The organism is Scopulibacillus darangshiensis (assembly GCF_004341035.1).
Taxonomy (GTDB): domain Bacteria; phylum Bacillota; class Bacilli; order Bacillales; family Sporolactobacillaceae; genus Scopulibacillus; species Scopulibacillus darangshiensis.
Map to the genome: position 1 here is coordinate 1 of NZ_SLXK01000063.1, position 16,103 is coordinate 16,103.

Below are 16,103 nucleotides of genomic sequence, written 5' to 3' on the forward strand. Positions count from 1 at the left end.
AGTGAATTTCGCAATCCTTTTCCCAATAGAGGAACGAAAAGTATGGTTTCGGACTTAAATCTCGTTTCATCTCGTAGGTATGAATAAATCAGGTTGGTATATCTTTTTGCTTGAATTACAATTTTCCCTCCACGTAATGGATCTGGATCAAATGCCACTGCATCAACACCACCATCTTTACTTGCCCTTGTTATCTTAACCTCACCACCAGATTGATTAAATTCCTTTTCAAATAACTCACGAATTAGATGTTCAAAATCTTGCCAATCCATAGCCGCTAGATTCACACTCTCATCAATGGTATTGGCTATAGCATAAGATGATACAAATCTTGGATCTTCCCGGTCAATTTTAATTATAGGTGCAACTGGCGAAAGACTATGTAACTTACTACTTCCAATTCCTTTTAAATTCTTAAAACACAATTTGGGATCTACTTTAGAAAGGTTAATTTGCACAAATTCTTCTTTAGAAGCCTGAATAGATAAAATACATGCATTAACCTCTTGCCCTGTTGCTTTATCTACAGACTTAACCCAGCCATTAAAGACAACCGAGTCTAAGGCATTAACAGCATCAGCTTCATATAATTCATGCAAGGTCCGCAAAGTTATTTGATACAATAGTGTATCATATAACTTCTTCATTGCAGAATCCGATAAATACGACTTTTTAAATTCATCTCTGGACTGTATATATTTAACTTCTTTTAAGTTAGGCAGCTTATCTGGCGATGGAAGTGAATATTCAGTAATAAGCATTTTGGTTACAGGATTATAATCTATGTCAAATTCCTGAGGAAATTCATCAGGGTAATCAGAGTTTGAAAGCACCATATCGCAATAATCAATAATAGCTGTGGGCTCTGCATTATTATAATGTTTTATCTGTTGGTCAATAGCTTTATTTTTTTCTTCTTGATTTTCAATAAAAGCTTTTCTTTCAACTTCCCACTCATGTAAAAGGTCTTCATATTTTCTTTTACTAGCTTCATTCTGTTTCTCTGCTTCAGTTTTTTCGATTTCCCATTCATCATGATATCTTTCGAATAACTTGTTCATTTGATCAATCTTCTTTTTTTTGATTGAGGTAAAAAATTTATCAAACAAATTAAAATGTGGTTGAAACTGTTCGTGACTTTTATTTGGTTCCTCAGGGATGGTTACTATGGTAGGAGAAGCTGGTTTAGCTTTTTTAAACTCTCTTTGATCCTTAAGACTATCCCAATTAATCTTATCGTCGATCTCAAGTGTATACAAAAGTGTATTTTCAATATTTTTGATTTCCTCAGATGCTTCTTGTGTTTGTTGCTCTGCTAATGCCTTTTTAGCCTCTTTTTCTCTGGCTATATTTTCACGCTCGGCTTTTTTTGTCTCGGCTACTTGCTTTTTTTCCCACATTTCATTCCATTGGTTCATTTGAGCCTGAGCTTTTTGTTCGACCACATATCTATTAGACCCTCTGATTACTCTATACTTATTTAATCCATCATGCTTAATTTCAACCTCATACATATATCTATATGCCAATCCGTTCTCCTCCCCTTTTAACACTAATAATTATATGGTAAAACCACACTTTATTTTTATATATGTTAATTTTACAATTATCAAAAACGTGATGCTGAAGTTCACGATACCTACAAAGGCGAATGTATATAAAGCTTTGATTGAGCATCCGCACTCTGAGTGCTGACTTAAATGCGAATCAATCTAAGGAAGAGTTTAATGCGGTATTGAAGAATGCTGTCAACTCAATCTACGATGCTTCTGTGAATAAAAAATAGCAGGAAACCGGGTACAAATACAATGATGTACTGGTACCCTTCTCATTTGTTAGTTACTGAAACAGTTTTTCCGCATCCACAATGAACTTTTCAAACTGAGAGGAGTACACCTTGCCTGTTTCTTTTACAATATCTTTCTGGAGATAGGTGCCATTGTTGTCCAATACATAGAGCTGAATGGTCCCAAGCATCGGATTGATAATCCAATACTCTGCCACGCCATATTTCATATACTTATTTAGTTTTGTCACCAGATCATGCGACTGATTAGACGGACTCAAAATTTCGATGATCAAACTGGGAACGCCCTGATAATTGCTTTCAGTCAATCCCTGCTGGTCACAAATGACAGACAAGTCTGGTACCAGTACCTCCTTCTTATTCGTTTCTTCATTTTCAAAGACTATATCAAATGGTGCATGAAACACTTCACAGCCGCTTCCGGCCAGCAAGTTAAACAATTGCGCATAAAGACGTCCAGAAATTCTTTGATGCTTTGTGGACGGAGATGGCGACATATTTATCAAACCGTCAAAGAATTCATAAATCTTGTCAGACTCTTCACGCAACAGATAGAATTCTTCCAAGGTTGCTTTTCGTTTTTCCGGCTGATCCATTTTGATTTCCCCTCCTGACAGAGAAATTCAGTCATAAATTCGTTACTTCATCCTGCCGTCTTCGGGCTCCCATCGACTACCTCGAATATTTATGAGTATCTTTAGTTATATTGTAATGGATTTTACGGCAAGGCGGCAACTGAATCAAAGCTGGAAATAAAGAAAACTTGCGGATTGGCAAGCCTTTCACAGGCGCAGCCAGAGGCGTAGTTGCACTTATGTACGTCGGAAAGTTTATACTTTCCGATTAACTGAAAAAAAGAGGCTTCCCATAAGTTCGGAGAACTCATGAGAAACCTCTGATTTTAATGTTGTGGCACCAAAACGGATTGGGTTTACCCCAAAACCCCTTTATTAAAGGGGTTTTTGAGTGATATTACATCATGCCGCCCATTCATCTTGACAGTTAACAGTAAAAAATGAGGGCTAAAAAGCTTATCAAATCAACGTCTTTCAAAATTTGCTTTCAATAATATTAAATAGCCCCAAAATTTCACGAGGACAAATACGAGGACAATTAGTTTATCTAGATCTTACCTCGGTAACTAACATTTATGAATTGTACCGTTATATCCGTATTTCTTACGTTCTTTTATGTGTGCATTTAATATGAAGAAATACGGAATAAGACAATACTTATTACAACACCAAGGTTTAAGCAGTTTTTGTTAATAAAAAGTGAAATGAAATAATATACTGTTCTATATGTTCCGTGATCAGAATGTGGTCAAATTTTGAAAGCATAAATAATTTTTATGTGGAGTGAAAGTTTTATATCCCCCCGTCATTTCTTTTTAGGAATTTATCGATTGCATAAAAAAAGAGAAAGCCCACTGCAAAAGGGCTTTCTCTTATAAATTATACCTATCCTAATGTTGGTAAGCCAAATAATTGAGCTATAGTAACTAAAGAGCTTACAGTTCCTAAAGTACCATGTAGAAACTTTAACAACTTTTGGGCTTTTGTTTTATCCCCGGATTTCAAGGCTTCCTGCATTTGCTCCGCATTAAATTGGGCTTGTTCTCTTTCTGTTTCATTTTCAAGCTTATGAATAGCTGTAAATAAATCTCGAAAAGCCTTTTCTGATTCACCATTTTTAATATTTTGGAACTGTGTAACATTATCAGCTTGAATTGCACTATTACCTCTTAAATCAGAATTATTAAAACTACCCTCGATTTTCCTTTGATCCATGTGTAGATCTCCCCCATTAACTTGGTTCACTATAGTGAAAATAAACCCGGGTGAATAAGTTTGTAAATTTTTTAATGCCTCTTCAGAAAATATTCCATTATGTAAAAAGGAATCCATGGATTCTGGTTTTCCAATTAAATCATTTGTAGAGTTCTCAGGCTTAGATTGCTTTTTTTTTTAATTTCATCCTTTAAAAACTCTTTATAACTAGGATTAATTTGAAAAGCCGGAAAAAAATCTGATGATCTTAAGTCAAATTCCTCCCCACAGTTACATTGGAATTCTTCATCAAGTTCTATTTCATTTGTTATATTTATCGTTCTATAACAATGTGGGCATCTTAGTTCCCATTTTAAAATCAGTTGATCTCCAGTACCTGTTCTTTCAAGAAGGTAATTAAAAGCTTCGCTAGAAGAGATGCCCAGATGTTTCGCCAAAGCCGAAGGATAAAACCTGTCAACTCTATTTGATGCTAACAATTCAATGAAGGCTTCTAATTTTTTTCTGATTTCAAAGATATTAGCCATCTGAACACCTCTTCTCCTTCATTTATATCTAAATAATAACACGAGACCTTACATAGTCAATAACGCCTTCAGTAACCTGAGATACAAATACTACACTTTGCGTTGTTATACCTATTCTTATGGTGAAAGTTTCTTCTACATTCTCAATAGTGAATGGAAACTTTATAAATCCACCTTGATGTTGTAAATACGGATTTAAATAACTAAATAACGGAAGCGATCTTATTTCACTACTTCCAGCCATACCTACAGTTTCCATACCGGACAAAACTAAAGCAGCAAATGGTACAATAGCCTCTCCTTGCATAAAGGAATCACTAGCATTTTGCAAATGCGTTTCCAAAACATCAGAATCTTTTGTTTGCATATATTCATCAAGTGCTTTTAACACGTTTACTACTGAATTCATTTCATCTTCATTGAACTCTTCAAAATACAATTCTGGTTTTGAAGTTGCTTCAGTTAGCTGTCCACCTATACTATCAGCTATAGTTCCCATTTCTCGCTCAAATGGCGCCTCTATAGGTTCCATTATAATTTGCAAACCAAGTGTTTGTGCAACCTTCCTTGCTATATCAGGGGCTTTTCGTGTATCTCCCCTAATTTCCAATATCCCCTTATCTCCATCATAATAAACTGTAGAAATTGCGGATTTTGATACTGTTCTAATCACAGTTGGGGTAGTTTCATACCTAACACCGCTTTTATAGATATACCTTAAAAATGTTCCAGAATTATTTAAAGCCGTTGATCCCATCAATATCTCAGGGGAAGTGGTAACATCGCTCTCCTGTATAGGATTCATTTCATTAAAAGGGTCAAAAAAACGAGTATTTTCTCTGATAAGCCTTCTGAACTTTTCAGCGGTCACCCCTCCATCAAACCTATACCAGGTTACAGCTGTTGATTTGGTTGCTAATATTCTATTTTCGATCTTTGAAATTGTTTCCTCACTAAATCGATTTCTTTCGGGATAAATTCTCATTACCAATTCATTCTTATTAAGCGAAGTATCGATATCTAGATCAGCAGCGATATCTTTTAATATTGGTTTTGTTAATTTAAATAAATCTTGAACAAGCATGATATCTTTTATAGAGTGCATTAAATATTACCCCCAGTTTCCCTTCATCACTAAACCACTTCTCTTTTTTCACGACGGTTTCCTGCAAAAGGGGCAAATATATTATTTTAGTAGGTCTACCAGCCTATTGGTGATGATTTGTTCACGATTTGTAAAATATCTTTATAACCCGATTGCGAAACAATCTTTAAACGATTCTACCCTATATTTTACCATAAACATCTGACCAATCAATCGCCGTTATTCTTCTATGGCGGTGTAGCGGGGATAATCATATCCCTCTGTCTTCGCTAAAACCCGCTCACCAGTTTCCACATTCTTGACTCTGATGCAGCGAAGTTCCCGAGCTGCATTGCTGCCGCCATCGGTTTTTTCTATCCAAGGTTGTTCATTAAGAAAGTCGATGCAAAATTTCTTAAACTCGTGATCAAATAGTTCAACCTCTCGAATGACTATGTAGTCTGACCCGACCACTTCCCTTTTCTTCGCATCTTCCGTGGCCTCCCTTAGTACCTTTATATTTGGAAACTTCCCACCCAAATAATGCCTTCATGAAAGCACCTCCTGTATTTTTTCAATACATACATCGCTTAATTTTGCGAAAACGTCAAGTCAATTCCCACATTTTCTGGGCCAAAACAGCCTTAAATCGGGGTTTTAACAGGCAATTTAATAGCAAAAACATATACTATCAGACGAAATAAAAATAGCCACATAACCTACAAACCCTTTAATATCAAGGTTCACAAGGCTATGTGGATTTATTTTGGCATTTAGGGGTACCCCCCCTATCGAATTATGCAATTTTTCGCGTGTGACTGGGGCGCGGTCGCCATATTGAAAGGTGTGGAGATTTGACCTCCCCTAGGGTATAATGATTCATCTATTTAACCAGTTGTTTTGTGTAAGGTAGAAGTTCTTCTATCTTATCCACGATTCGCTTTTGTTCTGAGAGTGGGGGGAGCGGTATCACTATGGGTGCAATCTGCTTTAATGTAACACGAGTTATACCAGTTCCCTTCATTTGTTTTCGAATGTTACGATAGAATAAGTCAGATCGCAATATATATACAATGTAAGGTGTGCAAATCATTGATGGTGCTTTTAACAATGCAACACTAGATAGTAAACTAAATGGTTCGTGAACGTTATTTACAGTTACAACCCCTGTAGTAGCTCCATCTTTGATTAATAAAACATCTCCATACTCGGGATTACATCTATCATAAATTATATTATGAACTTCTTCCGTCACGTAAGTGATGTTAGACAAATCCACACCATATTCTTTAATGTTTTTTGCAGTTACATACATATATGACCCAGTTTCGTAATTAGCAGGTGAGTTGTGAGTTCCATCAGTAATTTTCGTTAGCACTTCATCCAACCTAACCCACTTCCAATTTTCCGGAATATCAAAGGGGATTTCATCCTCTGTAATCTCGGCTAATGCTTTTGTCTTTTTAATCTTACCTTGCTTAACAAGGTTTGCTTTTTCTTCTTGAATCTGCTGGTATAGTTCTTCCGCAGTCCCATCTTCTTCTCGCTGTTCAACCAGCTTGCCTTGGATGGCATATTGCAAAATTGACTTTTGCATATCCTTCGGGAACTTTTTATTAAGCCCCTGCACTTCAGAATAGGCTTTATCGTATTTTTCTACATAAGGCATTAGCTCTTCGACTCTTGCAACGATACGCATTTGTTCTTCAAGTGGGGGAAGGGGAATAATTGAATTTACAATTTTGTCCTTAGAAATATTAGGTTGCGCCCCGCCAGCGCCCATTTTAATGTACACTCCACGTTGTCCCATCAAAAAGTAAAATAAATATTTGTTGTAGATAATGCTGTAAGGTATACAAGCACAGCAAGCTTGATTCGTTGTCGCTTCAATATTTAAAATTCCTAGTTTACCAATTGTTGCACCATACATTGCCATAAGTACCGATCCAACTGGATTAAGCCTTACTGATGTCTTTTTGAGGGCTTCTTCGGAAATAAACTCTGGTACTTCTGCTATGTACCCATCATTTAAATCTCCTGTTTTTAGCCAAGGTATATCTCCACCATAGTAATTAGGATTTGATCTTGATGGTGTGGCTCCAGCACTCCATGATCCAATATCTCCTACCCGTACCCATTTCCAATTCTCCGGAATATCAAATGGTATCTCCTCTTCTTTTATTGATGGCAAAGCTTTCTGCCTTTTTATCTTACCTTCTTTAATGAGCTGCTTTTTCTCAGTTTCTATCTGTTCTAATAATTCCTTTGCAGTTCCTTCTTCTTCCCGCTGTTCAACCAATTTCCCTTGAATAGCTAACTGCAGAATACTGTTTTTCAAGTCCTGTGTATTCACTTTAATTACCTCCAAGCATAGAAGTAATCTGGTCTAATACATGGTCGATTTCAGTATTAAGAGAAGCTCTTTTTTCTTGATATTCTTGAATCAAATCCATAGGTTCGAGAATCACTTCTTCTTCATGAGGAAAACCACAAAGATCAATATTATAGCTGCGATCTACGATTTCATCAATGTTGTATTTCTTCGCTTTTGGATGTCCATCTACTTCGATCTCTTCCCGATTCTCCAACCAATTGAGGGCATCATTAAAATGCTCCAGTTTCATCGGTCTTGTCTTCGAAAAGTTTTTATATCCTTCTGGCATATCCACACGATAGAACCAAGTTTCCTCCGTAGGCTTTGTGTTGTCAAAAAATAAAATATTTGTCCGGATGGATGTATAAGGTGCAAATACACTGTGTGGCATTCTCACAACAGTATGTACATTAAATTCGCTGAACAGTTTCTTCTTGATGTTGAATTTCGCATTATCTGTACCAAACAAGAAGCCATCAGGAATGATAACTGCTGCACGCCCATTCTTCTTAAGTCGATACATAATGACATTCATAAATAAGTCCGCTGTCTCAGAACTTCTTAGTTCTGTTGGAAAATTGACTTTCACGCTTTCTTTCTCACTACCCCCGTAAGGTGGATTCATAAGAATCACATCGAAAGGCTCCATTTTTCTCAAATCTTTATAATCTGTTTCCAACGCATTGCCATGAAGGATATTTGGGTCATCAATATCATGAATCAGCATGTTGGTTACACAAAGCATATGAGGCAGGGCTTTCTTTTCGATGCCATATACAGACTTGTTATAGATTTCCCTGTTTTCAAGAGAGTTGCCCACTTGTTTATCTAGCGCATTTAAGGCTGACGTTAAGAAGCCCCCGGTACCACAGGCGAAATCACCAACTTTTTCACCCAATGCCGGTTTAATAACTTCTACCATGAAATCTGTAACCGCTCTTGGTGTATAAAACTCTCCAGCATTTCCAGCGCTTTGTAGATCCTTAAGGAAGGACTCGTAAATTGTGCCAAACTCATGGCGCTCTTTATATTCCGTAAAGTCAATCTCGTCAATGATGTTAACAACTTGACGTAGTAATATGCCATCCTTTTGATAGTTATTGGCATCTTCGAAAGCGTATCTGACAATGACTTGTCTCATCGGTGTTTCTTCGTCAATTTCTAGATTTTTAAGTGTAGGAAAAAGTGTATTGTTCACAAAATCAAGGAGGGCATCACCAGTTAGAGCTTCTCCGTCTTTTAAATCTACTGCCCAATCTCTCCACTTTAAGCCATCCGGAATAATAGATGTATAGTTATCATCATACAATTCCCATGCTTCTTCCTTTGCATCGTATATTTTAAGAAACAGAATCCAGACAATCTGCTCAATCCTCTGAGCATCTCCATTAACGCCTGAATCATTTCTCATCACATCTTGTATTCTTTTAACAAAATTACCAATCGCCATAACCTTTACCTGCCTTCTCTATTCTAGTTGCTTTATTTTATGCGTAATAAATCTCGTTCCCAAGTTCTTGTATTGCCTTTTGATAGGCTTTCTTCCCGCCAAAGGCTTTGACAATTTTCATCGGGCTGCCAATCTTGGCAAATTCCTTAAGTTGAAGCACTTTTGTATCTTCAATCTCTTTAATCCCGTCATTCGCGTACTTCTCAAGGAGTGCTTCGAGGACTTGTAGCGCTGTATCCGAATACTTATATAAATAGTTGCGCTTTTTCACATTATTCGCTCGCTCTTTCTTTGTTAAAGGTGCCTTGTCATAGGCTAGGTGACAAATTAAATCAAAGTCATCCAGCTCTGTTTTTCCCAATTCTTCTCTTACCGCATCCAACAGCACACCATCGTCTTGTAATTCATCAATGATGGCTTGCTTTTTCTCTGCTTCTGTCCATGTTTTTAAGAAATCATCCAGTCTGGCATATTGCTGCAGGATATTTTTCTTTGTGTAGTCAATCAGACTTTCGGTAATGAGCTTTCCATCCTTATCGACATATTGAACTCTCTCCGAAAGAACTCGAACGGTAACATCCCCTACATAATACTTTCTAGGTTTGTCTTCCCCATCATCATTAAAAGGTGGTGTGTTTCCAGTTCCATACTCACCTTCATCTTCTTTGACAGCACCATTGCCATCTTCTTGACCATTTCCTTCATTGCCTTCTTCCACTTCCGGTTCAGGCTCATCCACCGGATCATCTCCGTCAAGGTCAATAACCACTTCCGGTTTGCCATCAAAAGCAGGGTCAGCAAAAAGCCGACTGGCATTACGGAAATCCATAATGGTAAAGTAGGTCTTGCCATATTCCTCTAGTAGTCGAGTACCACGACCAATAATTTGTTTAAACTCAGTCATGCTGTTGATATTATTTTCAAGGACAATCAACTTGCACATTTTTGCATCCACGCCAGTGGTCATAAGTTTGCTAGTTACGGCGATAACGGGATAAGTGCTCTCCTCATCAATGAAATTCTCCAGCTGGGCTTTCCCCTCATCATTATCTCCAGTGATTCGCATAATGTATTTATTATTTTCAGCATATAAATCCTTGTTCGCATTGATGAGTGCTAGCCGCATCCGCACGGCATGTTCAATATCCACACAGAAGACGATGGTCTTGCTGTAGCGGTCGGTTTTCTTCAAGAACTCCGTAATTTTAGATGCAACCACACGCGTTCTGTCATCAATGACCAGATTTCTATCAAAATCTTTGACGTTATATTCTCGGTCTTCAATCTCATACCCATGCTTATCCACCTTGCCAATTTCAGGGCGGTAACCTTCTAAGTCTTTATCTAAACCAATCCTAATCACTTTATACGGTGCTAAAAAGCCATCATCAATCCCTTGCTTAAGAGAGTATTCATAAATTGGCTCACCAAAATAAGTTAAGCTGGATGCCTCTTTCGTTTCAATAGGTGTTGCGGTACAGCCGACATGTGTTGCCGATGAAAAGTAATCAAGAACCTTTCGCCACGCAGACTCCTCTTTGGCACTTCCCCTGTGGCACTCATCGATAACAATTAGATCAAAAAAGTTCGGTTGAAACTGTAAATAGGCCTCTTCACCATCATCCCCTGTAAGCTGTTGATAAAGAGCTAAATAGATTTCATAGGAGCTATCAAGGTTCCTATTTGTCACTTTCGTCATTTTTCCGCTAAAGGGTTTGAAGTCTCCAGAAATGGTCTGGTCAATCAATACATTGCGATCTGCCAAGAATAAAATCTTCTTCTTGATTCCCGCTTTCCATAACCTATAGATGATTTGAAAGGTCATAAAAGTCTTTCCGGTACCTGTAGCACTAACTAAAAGCAAACGGTCTTGCCCCTTGGCAACCGCATCTACCGTTCTATTAATAGCGACTCTTTGATAATACCTAGGAGTCTTGTAATTCGGAATATAGTAATAAGGCTCAAGTAGTGCCTTTTCTTCGGTTTGAGTAATACCTTTATCGCTTAAATACCTTTGGTACAACGCCTCCGGTGATGGGAACTTTTCAAGGCTTAGTTCCTTTACCTCACCGGTGATAAGGTTCTGTTCCACAAAGCCATCACCGTTGGAAGCATAGACGTAATGAACATCCAGTGCCTCGGCATAACCGATGGCTTGCTGCAAGCCTGCACCTACCGAATGATTATTATCCTTGGCTTCAATAACCGCTAAAGGGAAGTTATTCTTGTAAAAAAGGACATAGTCCGCCCTTTTCCGCTTTCCTCTAGCCGTTACATTTCCACGAAGGATGATTCTCCCAGCCGTAAAGGCGTATTCAAGTCGAACTTGCTTCTTTATGTCCCAACCTGCATCAGTGATTGCCGGTGTAATATATCTGGCTTTAATATCTTCTTCAGATAAATTTCTCTTTCCCATTAGCTCAGCCCTCTCACCTGTATTTTCATGTCATCAATCGCTTATTCTATTTCAAACTCCATAATGTCTCCAATGTTGCAGCGGAGGCATTTACAAATTTTATATAAGCTTTCTAGATTTACAGGTTGGCGTTTCCCAAGGCGAGCTAATATATTGTATGTAATCCCAGCCTGTTCCTTCAAGTCCGTTTTATTCATTTTCTTGTCAATCAAGAGTTTCCACAATTTATCATAGCTTATAATCATTCAATGTCCTCCTATAGCTATGTAAAATAAAGACAATTATATTATAGCACATTATCAACTGAAAATAAGAGTAAACCTTACAATAATGCAAGGTGGTAAATAAAGAATCATATAATAGATTGATAACCAAAGTTTCCACTGAAGCAATTATTGTCTTGCTCATTATCGTTATGTATTTTGTAAATTTCTATTCTATCTTTAAACACCAAATAAACACCAATACCAAATGAAAAACGCCTAAAATGGCATGTTTTCGCCTTTCATCCGGTATCAGTGTCTATGTTTTCAACTTTCCCTCTATACTCTTTCAACAAATGACTCATCACCTGCAAATTATCTCGCCAAAAGATTTTGTTCAGCCAACCATCAACTACCTCTTCATGAGTCTCTTTAAGTTGTGCTGGATAGAATTATGTTGAGCGGAATGGCGGCTTCCCCCTCCGATCGCTGAAGAGTTCGGTATCCTACTTTTGTAATACGCTGTCTATTTCATCACTTGGTAAGAGCAATTAAGCATATAGCTGAATCCCATGCGTTTTCTTCTCACTTATGAGCGGTTTATTATCAAACTTTTGGTGCATTTTCACACAACTTTTGCCTTACTTTCTTGCCTTATAAATTACTGTTTTGGTTTTTACCTCACCCCCGCCATTCCACAAATGAATTCTCTAGGTGATCATTCAAAACATCTTCCACATTCCTTTTCTCCCTAAAGATAATTTCAGTTTCCTCTTGCTTCAAACTAGCAACTGTTTTCATTGTCAAATCAAACAATTTTTCGGTAGGTATGTCCGATAAATCCCGTTTCTCCAATTCTCCAAAAAAGCGGTTTAACTGTTCCCCATAAAATTCAATCCGCTTCTTTTTAGTCACAAAATATTTTTCTTGGAGGGCATCTAGTTCCAATTGTCTCCGATTGTTTATTTCTGTTGCGAGCTCTCGCCCCCACTTTATGAGCGTATTTTCACTGACCCCAATTTCTTCTGCACACCGTTGATATGAAACTTCTCTTGCCCGCAATTCAATTAATTTTTCCTTTTGATCAAGTTTCGTTATATTAGCCATTATTATCCATCTCCTTTTCCTATTGATTATTTAACTTGCAATCTTTTACGGTAATCTTCGGAAAACAGGTCGATAAATTTTGTATTATCATAAAGGCGACTAAAAACCCTTTGTCCCACAGCAATGGATAAGTCTGTTTCGGTCAAATTACTTGTATAGATTGTTGGTTTACCACTCCGACTTTCTACTAATTCAAAAATCATGCTTTTTCTCCAATCATCATTTCCTCCCGTCGCTTCCGCTCCCAAATCATCTATGATTAATAAATCTAGCCTTTTTAAATCCTTAAAGATTCTTTCCTCTGTCGTTATAGATGCTTTGTTGTACGTAGTTTTTATTTTTGAAAGAAATTGCCCTGTGGTTAAAATACCTACTGTAAACCCTTTTTCCTTTAGATTTCTGGTAATTGCTACACATAAATGTGTTTTCCCAGTCCCCGGATTTCCTTGGATTAAAAGGTTATATCGACCTTGTTCAGATGCTAAAAATGATTTTATATAGGCAATTGCTTGTTGTTTTGCAGAAGTAGTAACTGGATTCGTTTCAAAGTAATCCTTAAAACCTAATTCCTTTAATTTTTCAGGGAGAAGGTAATAATCGTTCATGAGCCTATCAGAGATGAGTTGACTCTGATCTTTTGAACTTTTATCTATATACGGATTTATTTCTTCCCTATCCCTACATTCGGAACAGCTATGAACTTCACCCGCTTGTTGCCATATTTGATCTTCATTAGAGCGGAAAAGGTAAACACACGCACCTTCTTTTCCACATTTCGGGCAAGAGAGCCCCTGTTGAAAGACTGCTTCTATCTCCTCTCCCTCTAATTTTGGGACAAGTCTATAAACAGCCTTTTTGTAAATGTCCTTTTTATCGGTGGACAGAAAACTTCTCACATCCCGCATTTATTCCCCCTCCTAAAATGGAAGTTCATCCTCCCATTGTTTCATTTTTTGAAATTCATCTTTTGTAATTGGTTTCGGTTCTTCCCAATGACTAGGGCGGTCTAATGAAATATGCTGCAGGCTTTTATTCTTTTTTACCCGACTACCTGATTGAATTTTCAGAGTCAATTGGTCATACTGCTTTCTTAACTTGGATGGGGAAAGAATATTTGCTTTCCAAAAGGAATCTTGCTGACTCCAATCTATCAAGGCGGCAATTTCCCTTTCCGATCGGTTGTCCCTTTCCATCATTAAACGAAATTCATCGGACCATTTTTGAAGATTTGGTTCTTTAAATTGATTATTATTCTTTCTGATATTATTTAATAGCCTTAAAGATAACCTATACGGAACACTCGCTTGGTCATAAACTTTTGACTTGTGAAGAGAATTATTAATATCTTCTTTAGCATTTTTATCATTCTTGATTGTGTCCGATGAGAGTTTGTCAATGGTCTGTTCGTAGTCTGTTTGTGGTTTGGCTGAGTAGTCTGAATCTTGATAACCGCTGTAATTACATATGGCTATAGTGGTTTTTTTGTGGTCTGACTTTTTGATAATCATTCCATCCTTTTCAAGAAGCTCCAAAAAGTTTCTTAATTTGGATTTCCCCCATTTCCACCGCCCCATTAATTTTAATTCAGAAGTAACAAAGCTGCCTTTTTCCAGTTCAATTAATTCATTACCATGTATAAACTTAGTATCTTTATGGCTCGTCATCATCAACAGATCAAGCCAAGCCTCATACCTTGAAAAAATCCTTTTCTCTTTATATAACCAATGGTCACGAATTTGACGGTGTAATTTAATCCATCCCTGCATTGCCTGCCCTCCTACGCATTTTTCTTCTTTTCAATGGACCAACGGTCAATGTATTCCTGTACCTGCTTTCGGTTAAATACCCACTTCTTCCCTATTCTGTCCGCAGCCACCATCGATGGCGGTTATTTGGCCAGTGGCGGTGACGTGGCAACTGAATAACAGTCACCCTCAATGCCACTGGCATTTACAAAAGTCAGCTTAGTTGTCGATGATTTAAAATGGCAAATCCTCAATCAGTTCCTTCGATTCCTTTTTAAGAAAACCATTCAGTTGATACAATGCATTTTTAATTTCCATTAACTCATTTATTTCCGTTCTTAACCGTTCAATGGTTGCTTCCATCTCGGCAATCCCATTCTCCAATTGTTCATAATAATCGACACTTACCCTTCTACAGTTCATTGATCACCCGATGGATATGGGATTCACCCACAATCTTATTTCCTAGTATGAAGGCATCTAATAAACTTTGACTACATAGTGTATTGATTTTTCTTGGAATCCCTTGGCTAAAGTTATAAATCGCTCTAATCGCCTCTTCTGAAAAGATTTCATGGGGTGTCCCTACCACTTTTAACTGGTGACGGATATAATCATTTGTTTCTTTTTCTGTTAGGCCACTCATTTGATATCGCATTTGAATTCGCTGCTCTATGGCTTCTAGGTGTTTCACCCTTAAAAGATTTCGCAGACTAGGTTGCCCCACCACAACAAGGGATAGGGGAGACATGGAATCTTGTTTAAAATTAAGAATGAAGCGCAGTTCTTGTAACATTGAGTCGGAAAAATGATGCGCTTCATCTAAAATGATAACTACAAGTTTTTTCTCATTCTCATAAATATCAAGCATCAAAGATTGATACTGTCGTTTTGCATCTGTTGAGCGAAAGGATGGTTGGATACCGAAGTTCTGCAGAACTTCTCGATAAAATAGTTTTGGCGTCAGGGAAGAATCACAAATATATAGGTAATGATAATGAATTGGATCCAATTGATGAACTAATAACCGGATGGCCGTTGATTTCCCCATTCCTGCTTCTCCTGTTAAAAGGCAAAACTGACGGTGTTGTACCGCATATTCTAAACGTGCAGCAGCTTCCTTTTGACTGGAGGAATGGAACAAGTGTGTTGGAGAAATCTCACGGGTAAAAGGAACACCTTTCATTTCAAAAAAGTCTAGCATTATTCATTCCCCCTTGGCTGTTTCTCTTTTAATTGGGCAAAACTAGTGGTACCCACTTTTTTTCGCTTTTCTTCTTCCTGCTGTTTTTTCAACTGCTCCAAGAAACTAGAAACTCCCGCAGGAGTTTGAACGCTATCTGTTTCACTCGGTAATTTGGAGTGGCTTTGATTTCGAAACTCCGCTGGTTTCGCATCTTCAAAGCGTTCATTATCCTTCCATACTTGTATGGTTGTTAAATCAAATGGATTATATCGAATTTGAATTCTTTTCCCACGTAATGAGGAATCAACATCATAGCGATTGTATATGGCAAAATAAAAGTACATAGTAATGCAGCGTAAAAATACATAACGCTGCACAAGCAAAAAAATAAAAAGGCTTGCCAGCCTCCAAAAT

The 16,103-nt window shown here is 37.5% G+C and carries 16 protein-coding genes and 1 pseudogene; 1 reads left to right on the forward strand and 16 read right to left on the reverse strand.

Going from position 1 to position 16,103, the window contains the following annotated elements:
* Nucleotides 1–1,529: restriction endonuclease (locus EV207_RS21685; RefSeq protein ID WP_132748385.1), on the reverse strand; the 1,529-nt coding region annotated here is incomplete at its 3' end.
* 88 nt (nt 1,530–1,617) lie between these two features.
* Between EV207_RS21685 and EV207_RS23590 the strand changes: the two are divergent.
* A pseudogene (locus tag EV207_RS23590) lies at nt 1,618–1,786 on the forward strand (fructose bisphosphate aldolase); the annotation flags it as partial.
* Between the two features lie 53 nt (nt 1,787–1,839).
* Here EV207_RS23590 and EV207_RS21695 read toward each other — a convergent pair.
* The 15 genes from EV207_RS21695 to EV207_RS21770 form a co-directional block, all read right to left on the reverse strand.
* Entirely contained in the window at nt 1,840–2,403 is a 564-nt protein-coding gene (locus tag EV207_RS21695) for a Uma2 family endonuclease (RefSeq protein WP_132748387.1), read from the reverse strand.
* A gap of 864 nt (nt 2,404–3,267) precedes the next feature.
* Nucleotides 3,268–3,597, reverse strand: a complete 330-nt coding sequence (locus tag EV207_RS21700) for a hypothetical protein (protein WP_132748388.1) — start codon at nt 3,595–3,597, stop codon at nt 3,268–3,270.
* Between the two features lie 134 nt (nt 3,598–3,731).
* Nucleotides 3,732–4,124: a hypothetical protein gene (locus EV207_RS21705; protein ID WP_132748390.1), complete on the reverse strand. Its 393-nt coding sequence runs from the start codon at nt 4,122–4,124 to the stop codon at nt 3,732–3,734.
* 28 nt (nt 4,125–4,152) lie between these two features.
* On the reverse strand, nt 4,153–5,229 hold the full coding sequence (locus EV207_RS21710; RefSeq protein ID WP_132748392.1) for a hypothetical protein: 1,077 nt from the start codon (nt 5,227–5,229) through the stop codon (nt 4,153–4,155).
* 219 nt (nt 5,230–5,448) lie between these two features.
* A complete protein-coding gene (locus tag EV207_RS21715) occupies nt 5,449–5,748 on the reverse strand; it encodes a hypothetical protein (protein ID WP_132748393.1) in 300 nt (99 codons plus the stop codon).
* A gap of 343 nt (nt 5,749–6,091) precedes the next feature.
* Nucleotides 6,092–7,561 carry a restriction endonuclease subunit S gene (locus EV207_RS21720; protein WP_132748395.1) on the reverse strand — a complete coding sequence of 490 codons (1,470 nt, stop codon included), beginning with the start codon at nt 7,559–7,561 and terminating at the stop codon, nt 6,092–6,094.
* Nucleotide 7,562: 1 nt separating this feature from the next.
* Complete coding sequence (locus tag EV207_RS21725) at nt 7,563–9,032, reverse strand: class I SAM-dependent DNA methyltransferase (protein ID WP_132748397.1); 1,470 nt, start codon at nt 9,030–9,032, stop codon at nt 7,563–7,565.
* A 37-nt stretch (nt 9,033–9,069) separates the two neighbouring features.
* Nucleotides 9,070–11,448 carry an EcoAI/FtnUII family type I restriction enzme subunit R gene (gene hsdR / locus EV207_RS21730; RefSeq protein ID WP_132748399.1) on the reverse strand — a complete coding sequence of 793 codons (2,379 nt, stop codon included), beginning with the start codon at nt 11,446–11,448 and terminating at the stop codon, nt 9,070–9,072.
* 41 nt (nt 11,449–11,489) lie between these two features.
* On the reverse strand, nt 11,490–11,693 hold the full coding sequence (locus tag EV207_RS21735) for a helix-turn-helix domain-containing protein (protein WP_132748401.1): 204 nt from the start codon (nt 11,691–11,693) through the stop codon (nt 11,490–11,492).
* Nucleotides 11,694–12,332: 639 nt separating this feature from the next.
* A complete protein-coding gene (locus tag EV207_RS21740; protein ID WP_132748403.1) occupies nt 12,333–12,758 on the reverse strand; it encodes a hypothetical protein in 426 nt (141 codons plus the stop codon).
* Nucleotides 12,759–12,784: 26 nt separating this feature from the next.
* Nucleotides 12,785–13,663 carry an ATP-binding protein gene (locus tag EV207_RS21745; RefSeq protein ID WP_132748404.1) on the reverse strand — a complete coding sequence of 293 codons (879 nt, stop codon included), beginning with the start codon at nt 13,661–13,663 and terminating at the stop codon, nt 12,785–12,787.
* Nucleotides 13,664–13,675: 12 nt separating this feature from the next.
* Complete coding sequence (locus tag EV207_RS21750) at nt 13,676–14,524, reverse strand: Replication protein O (RefSeq protein WP_132748406.1); 849 nt, start codon at nt 14,522–14,524, stop codon at nt 13,676–13,678.
* A 213-nt stretch (nt 14,525–14,737) separates the two neighbouring features.
* Entirely contained in the window at nt 14,738–14,926 is a 189-nt protein-coding gene (locus EV207_RS21755) for a hypothetical protein (RefSeq protein ID WP_132748408.1), read from the reverse strand.
* Nucleotides 14,916–15,707 carry an ExeA family protein gene (locus EV207_RS23240; protein WP_165887039.1) on the reverse strand — a complete coding sequence of 264 codons (792 nt, stop codon included), beginning with the start codon at nt 15,705–15,707 and terminating at the stop codon, nt 14,916–14,918. The genes EV207_RS21755 and EV207_RS23240 overlap by 11 nt, the downstream gene beginning before the upstream one ends.
* The coding region (locus EV207_RS21770; RefSeq protein WP_243647204.1) for a Mu transposase C-terminal domain-containing protein at nt 15,707–16,103 on the reverse strand (397 nt) is incomplete at its 5' end. The genes EV207_RS21770 and EV207_RS23240, both read right to left, overlap by 1 nt.